This is a genomic window from Spirosoma liriopis, from assembly GCF_023196085.1.
GTDB lineage: Bacteria > Bacteroidota > Bacteroidia > Cytophagales > Spirosomataceae > Spirosoma > Spirosoma oryzicola.
In genome coordinates this window covers 1,278,370-1,293,570 of sequence record NZ_JALPRF010000001.1, presented here as the reverse complement: position 1 = coordinate 1,293,570, position 15,201 = coordinate 1,278,370, and the positions used below count along the sequence as shown (strand labels likewise).

General features: G+C 50.0%; 17 protein-coding genes and 1 riboswitch. Of the genes, 9 read left to right on the top strand and 8 right to left on the bottom strand.

Annotation, left to right across the window (positions count from 1 at the left end):
* Positions 1-86 precede the first annotated feature (86 nt).
* Positions 87-1,088 carry a bile acid:sodium symporter family protein gene (locus tag M0L20_RS05380; RefSeq protein ID WP_248476008.1) on the bottom strand — a complete coding sequence of 334 codons (1,002 nt, stop codon included), beginning with the start codon at positions 1,086-1,088 and terminating at the stop codon, positions 87-89.
* A 114-nt stretch (positions 1,089-1,202) separates the two neighbouring features.
* On the bottom strand, positions 1,203-2,126 hold the full coding sequence (locus tag M0L20_RS05375; protein WP_248476007.1) for a Ppx/GppA phosphatase family protein: 924 nt from the start codon (positions 2,124-2,126) through the stop codon (positions 1,203-1,205).
* A 56-nt stretch (positions 2,127-2,182) separates the two neighbouring features.
* Between M0L20_RS05375 and rpsU the strand changes: the two genes are divergently transcribed.
* The 3 genes from rpsU to M0L20_RS05360 all read left to right on the top strand — a co-directional run bounded on the left by rpsU (position 2,183) and on the right by M0L20_RS05360 (position 4,207).
* Complete coding sequence (gene rpsU / locus M0L20_RS05370) at positions 2,183-2,380, top strand: 30S ribosomal protein S21 (RefSeq protein WP_012924721.1); 198 nt, start codon at positions 2,183-2,185, stop codon at positions 2,378-2,380.
* 224 nt (positions 2,381-2,604) lie between these two features.
* The gene (locus M0L20_RS05365; RefSeq protein WP_248476006.1) at positions 2,605-3,510 is read left to right on the top strand and encodes a tyrosine-type recombinase/integrase; all 906 of its coding nucleotides are present in this window, start codon (positions 2,605-2,607) and stop codon (positions 3,508-3,510) included.
* Between the two features lie 4 nt (positions 3,511-3,514).
* Positions 3,515-4,207, top strand: a complete 693-nt coding sequence (locus M0L20_RS05360; RefSeq protein ID WP_248476005.1) for an EboA domain-containing protein — start codon at positions 3,515-3,517, stop codon at positions 4,205-4,207.
* Between the two features lie 36 nt (positions 4,208-4,243).
* Here M0L20_RS05360 and M0L20_RS05355 read toward each other — a convergent pair whose 3' ends face one another.
* Together M0L20_RS05355 and M0L20_RS05350 are read right to left on the bottom strand one after the other, a co-directional pair.
* Positions 4,244-4,915, bottom strand: coding sequence for a porin family protein (locus M0L20_RS05355; RefSeq protein WP_248476004.1), 672 nt, complete (start codon positions 4,913-4,915; stop codon positions 4,244-4,246).
* Between the two features lie 6 nt (positions 4,916-4,921).
* Positions 4,922-5,602, bottom strand: coding sequence for a DUF4136 domain-containing protein (locus tag M0L20_RS05350; protein WP_248476003.1), 681 nt, complete (start codon positions 5,600-5,602; stop codon positions 4,922-4,924).
* 228 nt (positions 5,603-5,830) lie between these two features.
* Here M0L20_RS05350 and M0L20_RS05345 point away from each other — a divergent pair, with 228 nt between their 5' ends.
* The 5 genes from M0L20_RS05345 (at position 5,831) to M0L20_RS05325 (ending at position 11,008) form a co-directional block, all read left to right on the top strand.
* Positions 5,831-6,763, top strand: a complete 933-nt coding sequence (locus tag M0L20_RS05345; RefSeq protein WP_232559827.1) for a TatD family hydrolase — start codon at positions 5,831-5,833, stop codon at positions 6,761-6,763.
* The gene (gene eboC, locus M0L20_RS05340; RefSeq protein ID WP_232559826.1) at positions 6,763-7,638 is read left to right on the top strand and encodes a UbiA-like protein EboC; all 876 of its coding nucleotides are present in this window, start codon (positions 6,763-6,765) and stop codon (positions 7,636-7,638) included. Before M0L20_RS05345 ends, eboC begins: the two co-directional genes overlap by 1 nt.
* A gap of 59 nt (positions 7,639-7,697) precedes the next feature.
* The gene (locus M0L20_RS05335; RefSeq protein ID WP_248476002.1) at positions 7,698-8,519 is read left to right on the top strand and encodes a 5'-methylthioadenosine/adenosylhomocysteine nucleosidase; all 822 of its coding nucleotides are present in this window, start codon (positions 7,698-7,700) and stop codon (positions 8,517-8,519) included.
* Between the two features lie 108 nt (positions 8,520-8,627).
* A complete protein-coding gene (locus M0L20_RS05330; RefSeq protein ID WP_248476001.1) occupies positions 8,628-9,824 on the top strand; it encodes a glycoside hydrolase family 1 protein in 1,197 nt (398 codons plus the stop codon).
* A 98-nt stretch (positions 9,825-9,922) separates the two neighbouring features.
* Positions 9,923-11,008, top strand: coding sequence for a lipase family protein (locus M0L20_RS05325; protein ID WP_248476000.1), 1,086 nt, complete (start codon positions 9,923-9,925; stop codon positions 11,006-11,008).
* A gap of 14 nt (positions 11,009-11,022) precedes the next feature.
* Here the strand turns inward: M0L20_RS05325 and M0L20_RS05320 are convergent, their stop codons facing one another.
* The 3 genes from M0L20_RS05320 to M0L20_RS05310 form a co-directional block, all read right to left on the bottom strand.
* Positions 11,023-11,751: an esterase family protein gene (locus tag M0L20_RS05320; RefSeq protein WP_232559822.1), complete on the bottom strand. Its 729-nt coding sequence runs from the start codon at positions 11,749-11,751 to the stop codon at positions 11,023-11,025.
* 54 nt (positions 11,752-11,805) lie between these two features.
* Positions 11,806-12,414: a GDSL-type esterase/lipase family protein gene (locus tag M0L20_RS05315; RefSeq protein WP_232559821.1), complete on the bottom strand. Its 609-nt coding sequence runs from the start codon at positions 12,412-12,414 to the stop codon at positions 11,806-11,808.
* Between the two features lie 161 nt (positions 12,415-12,575).
* Positions 12,576-13,634, bottom strand: coding sequence for a homoserine O-acetyltransferase family protein (locus tag M0L20_RS05310; RefSeq protein WP_232562883.1), 1,059 nt, complete (start codon positions 13,632-13,634; stop codon positions 12,576-12,578).
* 168 nt (positions 13,635-13,802) lie between these two features.
* Positions 13,803-13,921: riboswitch (SAM riboswitch) on the bottom strand.
* 185 nt (positions 13,922-14,106) lie between these two features.
* Between M0L20_RS05310 and M0L20_RS05305 the strand changes: the two genes are divergently transcribed.
* Positions 14,107-14,433, top strand: a complete 327-nt coding sequence (locus M0L20_RS05305) for a DciA family protein (protein WP_232559820.1) — start codon at positions 14,107-14,109, stop codon at positions 14,431-14,433.
* A gap of 22 nt (positions 14,434-14,455) precedes the next feature.
* Here M0L20_RS05305 and M0L20_RS05300 read toward each other — a convergent pair whose 3' ends face one another.
* Positions 14,456-15,166: a class I SAM-dependent methyltransferase gene (locus M0L20_RS05300; protein WP_248475999.1), complete on the bottom strand. Its 711-nt coding sequence runs from the start codon at positions 15,164-15,166 to the stop codon at positions 14,456-14,458.
* Positions 15,167-15,201 lie beyond the last annotated feature (35 nt).

Genomic DNA, 15,201 nt, shown 5'->3' with positions numbered 1-15,201 from the left:
CTAAGATAAGCAGAGTCAGTCGTTTCTGCTCGGTGTTGTTCGTTATAAACGAAATGGGGCTGCTAAATACAGCCCCATTTATCAAATTAAACTCCTTGTGTCTTCACCGTTGGCGAAGTGGTTTGATCGACAATTGTTTCTTTGGGTGGCCGCTGGCTCCAGTAAGTTGCCAACAACGAACCGGTTGTATTCATGATCGGGCCGAAAAGAGCGGGAGCGAGGCCAACCGTTGCAACTTTACCCATCTGAACGGCAATACCCGACGCCAGACCCCCATTTTGCAGGCCAACTTCAATGGCGACCGTGCGGCAGCTTTGTTCATCCATGCCAAACAGTCGAGCCGCCCAATAACCTAATGTAAAGCCGGTAAGGTTGTGAATCAGTACGCACAGCGCCAGCGTCCAGCCGACGGTCAGCAGGCTATCGCGTCCCGCAGCTGTAATGATCGCCACGATCAGCACAATCCCCACCATCGACACCAACGGCATCACGCGGTTGATCATCGTCGCCGATTTATGAAAAATACGATTCAAAATCAGCCCAACGATTACGGGTAGAATGACAATTTCGGTGATGTGAATCATCATGTCCCAGAGCGAGATCTCAATAAACTGTCCGGCCAGTAATTTCATAAGCGCGGGCATCAGGAACGGAGCCAGCAAGGTTGCCAGTGTGGTGATGGTAATCGACAGCGGCACGTTCGCCTTGGCAATAAAGCACATCACGTTCGACGCCAGCCCACTCGGCGAACACCCGATTAGTACAACACCGGCTGCGATTTCGGGCGGAAAGCTAAACACATTGGCCAGTGTAAAACCGAGCAGCGGCATAATGAGAAAATGACACGCTACACCAATAAAAACCGCTCGTGGTTGCTGAATGACACTTTCGAAATCTTTGATCGACATGGTTGTCCCCATACCCAGCATGATGATTTGCAGCAAGGGAACAATCAACTTTTTCAACGGAAACCCATTCAGTTCGGTAAATGGCCCCGGAAAGGTCATTGCCACAATAACAGCCACAATAATCGTTGCGGTGTAAATGAGATTGCGGTACGACGAGCGCTCGTTCGTTTCGGCTTTCATAGGAGTAACTAAAGTGGACTAGCCGGCTGGCGGCCATGTCCGAGCGAGGAGTTAGTTATGATTTAGGATGGCTCTGGCTGAACGGATCGCTCAGCTAGGATAAAAAGCCGATTCTTAACCCAAGCTACTCAAAACGCCTTCTTTCAGCGAGTACGTCGATGTCCGAATCTGAGAGATCGCATAGGTCTTTAGCACGTAGTCAATTAAGCAAACGGCCACGACAATCATATCGACGCGCAGTTCGATCATGCCCGGAATCTGCATACGTTCGGCATGATTGCGGGTAACAAGTAGTTCGTAGGCGCGGTAAAACTCCTCGACGGGTAAGGTAAAGGCGCTTTGTTTAGGATCGGGTAAACGGCCTTGCTCGTGCATGAACCACATATCGACCAGCGTATCGAACGACCCCGACGAGCCAACTAGTACTGCCGGGTGATACTGGTGAATGGCGTTGGCAAGCGGTAGTAACTGCTCCTGAAAATAATTGTGTAGTCGGCGGATGCTGGCCGGACCGATCGGGTCGCTCGTCATAAAGCGTTCGCGCAGCCGTTGGCCACCGATTTCGAAGCTTTGTTTCCAGAAGATGCGCTCCTGATTGCCCAGAATAAATTCTACGCTTCCTCCGCCAATGTCAATAACCAGCGCCGTCGTGTTATCCAGAGAACCGGCAGCGCGGACGCCTTTGTAAATGTATTCGGCTTCCTGATCACCCGAAATAACCTGTATCCGAATACCGGTTTCCTGCTCGACCCGGCGGATAAACTCCTGTTGATTGCGAGCAACCCGAATCGCACTCGTACCTGTGGCGATGACCTGTTCGGGAGCAACGCGGTGTTCATCGAGTACGTGCCGGAAATACGTTAGTACGGCCAATGCCCGCCCGATTCCTTCTTCGGTAATGATCCCCTGGTTGATTCCGGCCTGCCCGATTTTGGCCGGACGGCTTTCGCGGAACAGCGTTTTATAACCGGTATCGTTTTTTTCGACGATCAGCAGATGAAATGTATTGGTACCTAAGTCGATAATGGCTTGTTTCATAGTCGCAAAACTATTATCTTTGCCGTCCGGTTTTAGCTAAAATACAATATTACAACATGCTTATCATTAACGTAAAAGACAACGAGTCGATTGACAAGGCCCTCAAACGCTTCAAAAAGAAATTTGAGAAGACGGGCGTGTTACGGCAGTTGCGGTCGCGGACGGCTTTCCAAAAACCGTCGGTAAAGCGTCGCACCGAGATCATCAAAGCCGCTTACAAAGAAAGAATGTACGGCAATCACACCGAGCAATAGGGCAACAGCCCGGTATTGACCGGATGTGTAGGTTGGTCGCAATTACTGAATGCGCAGTCAGTGATTGTTAGTTGCTAACATAGACACAGGAGCAGCAAGCAGGAATGTTTGCTGCTTTTTTGTTGCTTTGCCAAACCATGATTTAGCTAAATTGCATGCCTAACGTGAGTAGATTTGGCCGATAAAATCAGGTAGTCGAATAGACGCTTCATCTGACTATTTTTATGAATCAAGTAAATCCCAGTTCAGACGATTTTCTTCAGTACATCCGTTACGAGAAGCGGCTGAGTCTCCATACGCTGACCGCTTACGCGAAGGACATGGAGCAATTCAGTACGTTTCTACTGGCGGAATGCAACGTCGAACGACCCGAACAGGCTGATTATCGGCACATTCGATCCTGGATTGTAAGTCTGGTTGAAGGGGAACTGGACAAATCGTCAGTGAACCGAAAAATCGCTACGCTGCGGTGCTACTACGGATTTCTGTTACGGCGAAAAGTGATCACGCTTGACCCAATGACAAAGGTGCAGGCACTGAAAGCTAGCAAGCGAATTCCGGTCTACGTAGAAGAAAAGCCGATGGAAACGCTGCTGAGCGACGTTGACTTTGCAAACACCTTTGAAGGAATACGGGACAAATTAGTGCTTGAATTGCTGTATGGTACAGGAATCCGGCTAAGCGAACTGACAGGTCTTAAAACGACGGACGTAAATCTGTATGAGCGAACGATCACCGTGCTCGGCAAACGCAATAAGCATCGGATTATACCGCTCACCCAGCCCTTGTTCGAACTGATTCGTCACTATAGTCTGCTCAAGGAAGAAACGTTTGGCGGAGCGGTTGATACTGTTTATCTAATTGTCAGCGAAAAAGGAATTGCGGCTTACCCGATGCTTATCCAGCGAATTGTTAAGCGGCATCTGGATCTGGTAACCACCCTCGAAAAGAAAAGTCCACACGTTCTCAGGCATTCGTTTGCCACGCATCTGCTTAATCGGGGGGCCGATCTTAACGCCATCAAAGATCTGTTAGGGCACAGTAGTCTGGCCGCTACCCAGATTTACACGCATACCAGCTTGGAACAACTCAAAAAGACGTACGATCAGGCGCACCCGAAAGCCAAGTAACGCTATGAATATTCTGCAAATGAGTGAAACGCTGTTCTACCTGATTGAGCAGCAAGCGAATTCTGAAAAGGCAATCAATTACCTGCGGCAACAGGTCGGTTTATTACAGGGTGGAACCGGACCGTCAGGTCTACAGATTCCCGTATTTTACCGAGTCTTTACCGCGTTACCTCGCTTTGTTGGAAAGCAACCCATCGAAGTGCCCGCTGATCTGGCCTTTGCATTGGAACAACTACGACCTGGGTTCACCGTATCGGGTTGGACGCTGGATCGACTGGCGCGGGTTTGGTGGCTGCTTCAACTGCCCGCCGACGATGAATCGCTATACGTAAAAACAATCACCGAGTTGTTTAAAGCCGGTGAGCTTAACGAGCTTGTGGCGTTGTATTCTGCATTGCCTATTCTGGCTTATCCGGAAGCCTGGCGGTTTCAGGCAACGGAAGGTATTCGCAATAACATTGCCGATGTGCAATCGGCGATCATGCTGCATAATCCGTACCCCGCCGATCATTTTGACGAAGCGGCCTGGAATCAACTGATTTTAAAAGCCTTTTTCACCGATAAAGATGTTACGCAGATCATTGGGTTGAATGAGCGCAAAAACGCCCGACTCGCGCATACGCTGGCTGACTATGCTGCCGAGCGCAGGGCTGCCGGGCGTAGTTTGCCCCCTCATATCGAGTTGTTAATGGATTAGCCTTGCCAATTGCGGGATCAATCCGACTGTAACCCGCTAATACCACCGATAGGAAATACCCACTGACAGCATCAATGAAGGGCTACTATTCTGTAATTGATCGTAGTTGAAAAACACGTTCTGGTATTGCGCCTGAATTTCCGCCCCAAGTCCCTGTTCGCGTCGACCATAATATTTCAAACCGATAGCTGGCGCGATGGCTCCTTTGAAGCCAGTCTTTTGATCGGATAGTACCCCGAAAAAATTGGTGTAATTAACAAAGGCACCACCACCCGCTAATTGTACGTAAGGGCGTATAGCGGCTGCATTGTCGGCGAAGTAATACGAAACCGAAGCCATTGCCGGAATAATGGATAACGTCCGGGTTTGAACCGCCGAAATGTCCTGAACCGTATTTCCTGACGTATAGCTAATCACTTGTCGGCCAAGCCGCTGCTGCGTGTACTGATAACCGCTTTTTAAGCCCAGCGAAAACCGCTTTGGAAACAACCATTCGCCTTCCAGCGCAAAATTGGCTGGCGAAATGCGGTCGATGTAGCCTTTCTGACCGCCCATTGGCAGTGATACACCGTAGCGGGCTGCAATGTTGAACGTTACGTATTGCTGATAGGGGGATGGAAACGCTTGAGCGTACTCATCCCGGTTTACCTGCGCCCAGCTTACTGTCGATAACGACAGCAGGGCAACGAATGCTAAGATCGATTTCATGATTGCTTATCGGGCTGCCTGTAAATAAGGCGATTGGTTGAAAATAGCGGTTGTGGCCGCATCGACATCTTGCTGAGTACTAATGTCCGAACCACGTACGGTGGCGTCAAAAATGACATTGAGCTGCTGTTGTGTACCGGTGCTGGCTGCTGGACGGTTTTTTAGGTCGACAACCTGAATTTCCCAGTATTGATCGGCTACCTGATAGGTGTAGTAGCTTGGGTAGTACGGACTATAACCGCCAAAACCACCAAGTCCGCCAAAACCATAGCCACCGCCCCAGTAGCCGCCATAATAGCCGTAGGGATCGACACCAACGCCGGTGTACAGGTTGCTAACCCGGATGATGGCAACGCCCACATCGGCAGCCTGGCCCCGGTTGACCCGCTGGAATCCCCGACTAGTCATGGCATTGGCGACGTTCGCTACAAAACGGCTTTCCAGCGGACCCAGCGAAGGCTGATACCCGGTGTTCGATTCGATCACGACCGAGTCGGGCAGGCTGAACGTTTTATACTGATTAAAATTGACGGATCGGTCGTAATTGGTGATGTACACCGGCTGATCGGCGGGGCTCAGATTGTTTACTGCATTCTCATTACAGGCCACTAGGCCGCTGCCGAGCGCCAGTAACAGAATGGAGTAGATGCCCCATTTCCCTTTTCTTAGCTGTTGAAGCGTTGTCATAAATGTATTTGTTGATTAAATCAATCTTCGGATAAACCGGCGTCTGACGATGACGCATATGTATAACGAAAATTGGGTTACTGATTATTAAACGAACGGGGAAATGTAGAGTTTTCTAAAAAATGATTAAAATGAGAATAAAAAACATGTGAGATGAAGCCGTATTTTTTGTGGAACTTTGCTTACTAATCGGGGATTTATCCAGAATACCCTTACAGTAATTCGCTCATGAGTTTTATGGATTCCATTCGTGGCATGTCGTTCTTCGATATGCACGTTCACATGACTTCCCGCACGACCGACGATTATCAGGCTATGGCCGATGCCGGTGTTGTCGCCATGATTGAACCCGCATTCTGGCTGGGCCAGCCTCGTACGGGCGTTGATTCGTTCCGGGATTATTTTGCCAGTCTGGTCGGTTGGGAGCGTTTTCGGGCATCGCAGTTCGGAATCCGCCATTACTGCACAATCGGTCTGAACTCGAAAGAAGCCAATCAGGAAGAACTGGCCGAACAGGTTATGGAAATCCTGCCGTTGTTCATCTATAAAGAAGGCGTGGTCGGTGTAGGCGAAATAGGCTTCGACGATCAGACGGCTGCCGAGGACAAATACTACCGGGCACAACTGGATCTGGCAAAAGAAGCGGGTTTGCCGGTGCAGATACATACCCCGCACCGGGATAAAAAACAGGGTACTAGCCGCAGCATGGACATTGCGCTGGAACACGGACTCGACCCCGGCATGGTCATCGTAGACCACAACAACGAAGAAACGGTGCGTGAGGTACTGGATCGGGGTTTTTGGGCTGGATTCACTATTTACCCGTTTACCAAAATGGGCAACGAGCGTATGGTCGAGATTGTCAAGCAATACGGCCCTGAACGCATTATGATCAATTCGGCTGCCGACTGGGGAATCAGTGATCCACTGGCCGTACCGAAAACAGCCGCGTTGATGAAACAAAGCGGTATTTCGGACGAAGCGATTCGTCTGGTGACCTTCACTAACGCCGTAACCGCTTTTGCGCAGAGTGGTCAACTAAGCCTTGAAGAACTGATGCAGCCAATGGGCATCGATCAAAGTCAGCGGTACAACGGTAGCTCGGTACTGCGTGGTGGACAGGCACCGAGAGTAGATAAAGACTCAACGATAATCCGATAATGGTGAAAGCACTCCTTTCCCTTACCCGTCCTGCCAACCTCGTCACGGCTATTGCTGATGTGTTGGCGGGTATGGCGATTGCGGGGTACTTTCTTATTCCTAATCCCCCGCCAGCTCCGGTAGGCTGGCTCACGCTGGCAACGGTTTGTTTGTACGGCGGTGGCGTCGTTTTCAACGATGTGTTCGACGCCGAACTCGACGCTATTGAACGGCCCGAGCGTGCCATTCCAAGCGGATTGGTTAGCAAAAATACGGCTACCTTATTAGGGACTGTTTTATTGCTCGTCGGAATTATAGCCTCCTTCATGGTCAACCAGACGGCTGGTTTTCTGGCGCTTGGTATCGCTGTCGCATCGCTGGTTTACGATCGGTTTGGCAAGCATCACAACTGGCTGGGACCGGTCAACATGGGTTTGTGCCGGGGCTTAAATTTGTTGTTGGGGATAAGCGTAATTCCCGAGCAGGTAATGCCGTGGGCGTGGGTGGGGCTGGTACCCATCGCGTATATTGCCGCAATCACCATGATCAGTCGCGGTGAAGTACACGGTGGTAGCCCAACTACGCTTCGGGCGGCTGGACTGCTGTATGCACTGGTCATTGGTTGCGTAGCGGCATTGGCACAACAACGTCAGCAGTTAGGAACCGCTTTACCGTTTCTGATCCTGTTTGGCTATTACATCTTTCCACCACTTTGGCGAGCCGTTCGTGAGCCGGTCGGTCGAAATATTGGTATGGCTGTGCGGGCTGGTGTTTTATCGCTTATTGTGATGAATGCGGCCTGGGTAGCGGCTTTTGCTTCCTTTCCGTTGGCGATGCTGGTGTTCTGCCTGCTACCGCTGTCGAGGTTACTGGCAAAGATCTTTGCCGTAACGTAACTGCTGACGGTCACCATCTGCCCTGATCGTGACCGTCGCTTCACTTACTACCAATTTTTATGAAGTATACCGTTCTCCTCTTTCTTTTTCTGTCACAAACTGCCTTTAGTCAACAGTACAAATCACGACCTATAACCGGCTTACTCGGTGCGTTCGGTGCTGAGGTTGAACTAGTCAAACAAACGCTCAAAAACCCAAAAACGGTAGTCGTTGATGGAGTGACCTTCACGACTGGCCGCCTGGGTAAACAGAAAGTTGTCGTGGCCGAAACGGGTATTGGAAAAGTAAACGCGGCTATGACGACCGCTTTATTGCTTGATCATTTCCGGCCCGAGCGCGTATTGTTTACAGGCATTGCGGGGGGCACTAATCCAGAGTTGCAACCGGGCGATATTGTCATTGCTGGTCGTACGGCACATCACGATTACGGGTCAATTACCGATAAAAATACCCCGACCCGTCAGACGCGGAACGTGATTACAAAGCAGTTTAACCCGGTTTATTTTCCGGCGGACACCTCGCTGATGCGATTAGCAGAAAAGGTGGTCAAGGACATTCCCCTCGAAGGAATTCCGCTGGCGTCAGGTGGTGTTTCTGACAGGCCCGTAAAAGTCGTGACGGGTACCGTTGTAACGGGGGATGTGTTTGTGGCATCGCCGATAAAAGTAAGCAGCCTGCGGGCCGACTTCGGGGCCGATGCGACTGAAATGGAAGGCGCAGCTATCGCGCAGGTATGCTATCAAATCAACGTGCCGCACCTGATTATTCGTAGTCTCAGTGATCGGGCCGACGCTGAAGCACACATCGCCTTCGACAAATTCTACCCAACAGCCGCCCGAAATTCAGCCAAACTCGTTATTGCGATCGTGCAGGCGTTATAAGTTAAGGTCAATACCTTTCGCTCGGAAAAAGCGAATAAGTTTGCCGACTGACCGCTTTTTGGTCATATTGAGACATCGTACATAGCAATCTGATGGTTGCGTTTTCAAATGTTCACTACAAACACGTTCCAGCCAAAGAACCCGTTTCGGTCATTCTGGTGGGCTGGTTATGAATGCACCGATCAGCTCAACTGCTTCGGAAATCGGGTTGACTTCTTACCATTGACGGGGCATTTACAGTTATTGGGTCAGGATTATACCGATCTCAGCCAATTCGCTATCCGTACCGTTCGGGAAGGAGTTCGCTGGAGTCAGGTCGAAAAAACAGCCTATCAATACGATTGGAGTGTTGTCCGGCAGATGCTGGAAGAAGGACATCGGCAGGGTATTCAGCAAATCTGGGACTTGTGCCATTTTGGTTACCCCGACGACCTGACGCCCCTTCATCCGATGTTTGCCCGTCGTTTTGCCGCTTTCAGTCGTGCTTTTGTCCGTTTCTACCGCGATCTGTATCCCGATGAAGAACTCATTGTGACGCCGATCAACGAAGTGAGTTTTATGTCCTGGCTCGGAGGAGACGCGCGAGGTACATCGCCTTACTGCACAAAACAGGGCTGGGAAGTGAAGCTCGGACTGATGAGAGGCTATATTGAAGCAATAGCCGGGATGCGTGAGATCGACCCTTCTATTCGTATCCTGACTACCGAGCCGCTGGTGCATATGGTTCCTCCTCTGAACGCGACAAGAAAGGACATTATGGATGCTGCCATTGCCGACGAAAATCAATTTCAGTCGGTCGATATGCTGGCAGGATCGATTGCGCCGGAGCTGGGAGGGAAGCCGGAGTATCTTGACATGCTGGGTTTTAACTACTATTATAACAACCAGTGGATCAACAAGACGGGGACGTTTTTGGGCTGGAACGATGCTATTCCCGATTCACGGTGGGTCCCGATGCGCCGGTTGCTGATGAAAGCGTATCATCGGTATGGTAAACCGATTGTTCTGACCGAGACAAGCCATCCGGGTATTGACCGGCCTGTCTGGATCGAGATGGTCGGACGCGAATGCGCGGCTGTAATTGAAGCGGGTATTCCGCTCTGGGGGGTGTGTTTGTATCCAATCATCGACCGGCCCGACTGGGATCATTTAGACCAGTGGCACCATTCTGGTTTGTGGGATGCTGATTTATCGGTCAATCCACCCAGACGTGTGTTGTACGAACCGTACGCCAAGTCGCTTTTGAAAGCACAGGGTGTCGTTGCTGATGCGTCGTTGCTGACGAGCCAAGTCATTGCCGAATAATTGATACGTTGGCCGTACGTCGGTCGTCGCGCTTCAACATAAGCGCGGCTAAGCGTTGCCCAGGTAAGTTGTGTTGTACACTGTACAGTTGAGGCCATATGAAACAAACGCTTACGTTTTTTGCATTTTTCCTGGTATCGACTACCTTATTGGGGCAAAAACTTAAACCGGGCTTCGAGAAAGCGGAATACATCGAGCTGATGAGCGTATTTGCCCGGCAAGTGGACACCTTGCCGCCAGATAGCCCGATTCCAAAACCACAGCGGTTCAAGTTTGTGTATCGTTCGCCGGTAGTGGGTCTTGACAACCGGTGTGACTTATGGACATCGGCTGATTCCGTAGCGGTTATCAGCATCCGCGGAACCACACTCGACCCTGTCGGTTGGTTGGAGAACTTCTACGCGGCCATGGTGCCAGCCAAAGGGCAGTTGGTTTTATCAAACGATTATAAGTTTGATTATCAACTGGCCGAACATCCGCAGGCTGCGGTACATATTGGCTGGCTTATTGGAACCGCTTTTCTGGCGCAGAACATACTACCCCGGCTTGATTCGTGTATTCGAGCCGGGGTAACCAATTTTTACATCATGGGGCATAGCCAGGGGGGAGCCATCGGGTATCTGATGACATCTCATCTGAAGCAGTTGCAGAAGCAGGGAAAGATACCCGCCACAATTCGGTTCAAGACCTATTGCAGTGCTGCGCCCAAACCCGGTAATCTATTTTATGCGTACGAATACGAAGCCCTGACCGCTGGGGGCTGGGCGTTCAACGTGGTCAATTCAGCCGATTGGGTTCCCGAAACACCGATTACAATTCAGACGATTGACGATTTCAATCAAACCAACCCATTCTCCAACATCCCCGCTTTACTCAAAAAGCAGAAGTTTCCCCGGAATCTGGCGCTGAAATACGTCTTTAACAAGCTGTCTAAACCAGCACGTAAGGCGCAGAAAAATTACCAGAAGTACTTGGGTAGCTTTGCCAGTCGGTACGTAAAAACAAACTTGAAAGAGTACATTCCGCCCACGTTTTACCAATCCAGCCATTACGTCCGAACGGGGTCATTCGTAGTGCTGCTGGCCGACGAAGCGTATCATAAAAAATACCCCGATAACAAGAAAACGATCTTCGTGCACCATCTGCTGGGGCCTTATCTGTACCTCGCTTCTAAGTTACCGTGATCAGATCCGATCAGCTACAGGTATATCTGCACCATCTTGTGCCAATCCTCGGCCTGATGGGCCCGACCTTCCCATATGTAAAATTCGTGAGAGACGTTTTTTAGAGAAAGTGTTTCGCTCAAGGCGCAGTTGCTGTTTAAAAAAGGATCGGCGGCCCCAACCGTCATGACAATCTGCATCCGGCGCAGTTCGTTTAGAATCGCGTCTTCTTCCAGGTTCGGCAGAAAATGATTGGGTGTGTGGAAGTAAATATTTTCGTCGTAATAGTCGTCGAATAGACCGCGAAACTCTGCTACCGGAGCGGATAAGTCATACCGGCCACTAAGCGCTACTAATTTACCAAACCACTGAGGATGCCGAAACGCAATGTTGGTAGCATGGTAAGCCCCCAGGCTGCATCCGTGCGAAATCATGAACGGCTGCGGATTTTTCAGGCGGGAAAACGGTAGTACTTCGTTCAGAATGTAGTGTTCGTACTGGCTGTGGCGCTTGATGCGTTCGTGCGGAGCAATGTAGCGGTTGTAAATGCTTTCCCGATCAACGCTGTCAACGCAGAACAGCTGAATCCAGCCGTTCTCGATCCGGTCGGCGAGCGCGCTGACCAAACCCAGCTCTTCGTATTCATAGAAACGCCCGCGTCGGGTCGGAAAGACCAGAACGCGAGCTCCTGCATGACCAAAAACAAGCAATTCCATATCGCGGTTCAGATTCGGGCTGAACCACTTATGATACTCGCGATTCATAGTGATAGCGGTAGTTACGGTGAAATTGCAGCAGGCAACGCAAACAATGGCAGCTTAGTACGTAAACAAATTATTAAAGATTTGTAATTGCTGTAAAACCTGCTTCCAAACCTGATAACCTGCCGGGGTAAGGTGAAGACCATCAGCCTGAAAAAACTCGCGACGTGGCTTACCATCAGTACCCAACAAAGCAGTTGTCATGTCAATGGTTTTAAAGTTTGGCAGCTCATTTATTTTGTCGGCAATGAGTTTATTGGTCGCGCGAATCTTATCGGCAATATCCCAGCGAGCAGGGCTGAGCTTTATGGACAGGTAGTAAAATTGGGTATCGGGTAACTGCCGACGTACCTTTTCCGCCAGTGCGCAGAAAAACAAGTATACTTCTTCCGGATGGCGATTATCACCCAGATCGTTATCACCGGCGTAAAATACAATGCACCTGGGGTTAGCGGGAACGACCAATCGTTCAAAAAACCATGCGCAGGCCGCCAGTGTTGAGCCCCCGAAGCCTAAATTAAGCGCTGTGATATCCGGAAAATCCTGCGCCAGTGTTGACCAAAGCCGGATAGACGAACTGCCGTAAAATACGACTCGGTCCGACGTAGATAGATTAGACTTAATTTTAGTTTCGAGCTGTCGAACTTCGTCTTCGTACCAGATCATCTGGTTATAAATTGGTTAAGTTTTGCCTTATGGCTTCGTATAAAGGGTACGTTATGTGTACCGTGCTAAGTTATGATAACTCAAAAGCAAAGAATGTGTTGCAGCACTTCGTTAAACACATGAGTATTTGGTCTGATCGTACCCGCGAAAAAATGGGAAGTCTACTTCTTAACTACCTCCGCTACGTTCGTTGAACTGGGTTGAGTAGCCGTTACCCACTTCCGCATAATACCCGCCAAGGGACGGAACTCGATCAGGAAACCGTCGTGCCCATAAAGCGAATCAATTTCTTCGTAGGTGGCCTCTGGAATGTGCCGGGCCAGGAACTGCTGCTCAGTTGGCGGGAAAAGTAAATCCGAGCGAATACCGACAACTAAGGTTCGAGCTTTTATTTGATTGAGCGCATTCAGAATACTTCCCCGGTTACGACCAACGTTGTGCGAATCCATAACTTTCGAGAGCGTCCAATACGTAAAAGCATTAAAACGATCCGCTATTTTTTCGCCTTGGTAGCGTTGGTAACTAGCCGCTTTGTAACCGTCCAGTTGCTCATTGTTGTCGAGCGCCTGCGTAAAGCCGTAGGTGTCATAATTCCGGTACGAGATCATGGCCATCGCCCGCGCTGCTCGCATACCCGCTGTTCCCGCATCGTCGCGCTGTTCGATCCAGGTAGGATCGGCCTCGATGGCCATACGCTGTGCTTCGTTGAAGGCAATACACCAGGGAGAGGCTACAGCACTCGCTGCAATCAGCACCAGATTCTCAATTAACTGAGGGCGTAAAATAGCCCACTCAACTGCTTGTTCACCGCCGAGAGAGCCGCCGATGCAGGTGTGAATTTTTTCGATTCCCAGTTCCTGACGCAGTAAATCCAATGCTTCGACCATATCGCGGATCGTTAGCGCGGGAAAGTCGTGATGAAAAGGCCGACCCGTGCTGGGGTTGGTTGACAGCGGGCCCGTTGATCCATAGCAGGAACCAAGCACATTGGCACAGACGATGAAGTGATTTTCGGGATTGAAATATTTCCCTTGACCGACCATACCGCCCCACCAATCGCCGGGGTCAGCGTTACCGGTCAGGGCGTGGCAAATCCAGACAACGTTAGAACCTTCGTCGTTTAGTGTTCCGCGTGTCGTGTAGGCCAGTTGAAAGCCCGGCAGGCTCTCGCCCGATTCGAGAGGGAACGAATATTTGTAGTCGAAATAATGAATGTCCAATGGATAATGCGTTTTCTGGCCTGACATTTTCAGTGAAGACCGCGCAAACTGAAAATCGTAAACATAAAGAACCGCCCAAGACCACTCCCAGTCTTCGGTTTAATAGGGTAGTATGCTTATTAGGCCGCGGGGGGCGTACAGTGCTGAGTATAGCGCATTTAAGTATACGATTTATAGTCCCTAATGATCCGCTGCTGCGGTTGCTTTAGGCAGGAGTTAGCACCTTGCCAAGTGGTAGGTTGCCAGCGATTCGCAGAGCCTGATCTCTCCTCGCTTCTGTATAAATCAATTGACGTCGGAGTTTGGATTGACGCCTGACAATTGACTTGATAGCGCAAGTATAATAGGCAAACGGCGCCAATCCAAACGCCAGGGGGATTTTCTACCGTTGGGTTATTTTTTCAACTTCGCGGTTTGGTAGGGCGTATTTAGTCCGCCTGATGTTTACTTTTGTAAGGAAGATACGTTGCTGATGAGCCAGACTTACCGTTATAATCGCGAAAACGCTACACGAACCTCCGGAACTACATCGTTGAAGGATGCAATCGGGCAGTTACTGAAAGCCTATCAACTCCAGACGCGCTTTAACGAAACATACCTCGAAGCGTTTTGGGGTCGCATGATGGGACCAACCATTGCCTCGCGGACCAACCGGATCTACGTTCGGGACCGCAAGTTGCATATTGAAATTACGTCGGCTCCCTTGCGCAACGAACTTGTTAACGCGAAGCAGAAACTCATCCAGCTCGTTAATAAAGACATGGGTACCGACGTGATCGACGACGTGGTATTTATCTAATACTGTCAACGATTAGCATCGTCTAGAATTCGATAAATAGATTTTGTCTTTCCTGCTGCATCGTCAGCGGCTCCTCCACAAAGCGGGCGTTCAAGCCCAACCGTTGGCACATCGCCAGCCACTCCTGTTTAGGAATTACCAGAAAGCCGTTATTCTTGCGCACTGTATAGTAAGCCGATAAGCGTAAGCGAATCAGAAGTCTGATCATCGTCAGCAACTGACCCTGCCGGAGTGAACGACCGATGATGCTGCCAATGTCTTTGAGTACACTACCCCCCACCATCAGGTCGCAGATCATGGCTTTGGCACCGGGTGCGGCTACCGCTTTTATTGCCTTCAGCAACTGCTCTACTTCGGCTGCATTGCGGTAATACTGAACGACGCTCATCACGATGATCACATCGAACTTTTGGTTCAGGACCGGGCTAAAATTAAGATAATCGTCCGGCGATAAATCGTGAAAATAAACGTTTGGATGCCCAGCGTGTTTCTGGCGGGCGATCTCGTTATATCGTTTGGATACATCCAGGCCGTGGATCTCGGCAACCCGGTTGTGCCAGGCCGTTTCCAGATTGCCCGGACCAGAGCCAATGTCTAGTACCTTTAGCTTTTTCGACAGAGGAATGTATTTCTCTACCCGCGCCAGAAAATAAGCGTAATTGACGGACATTGAGTCGTCAAATTCGTTTTCGTCCTGCCAGAAATCAAGCCATGTTGCCGCTCCTTGCGCCATTTAGTTTGTGTTTGGATAAAGGATGATTGTGTAAT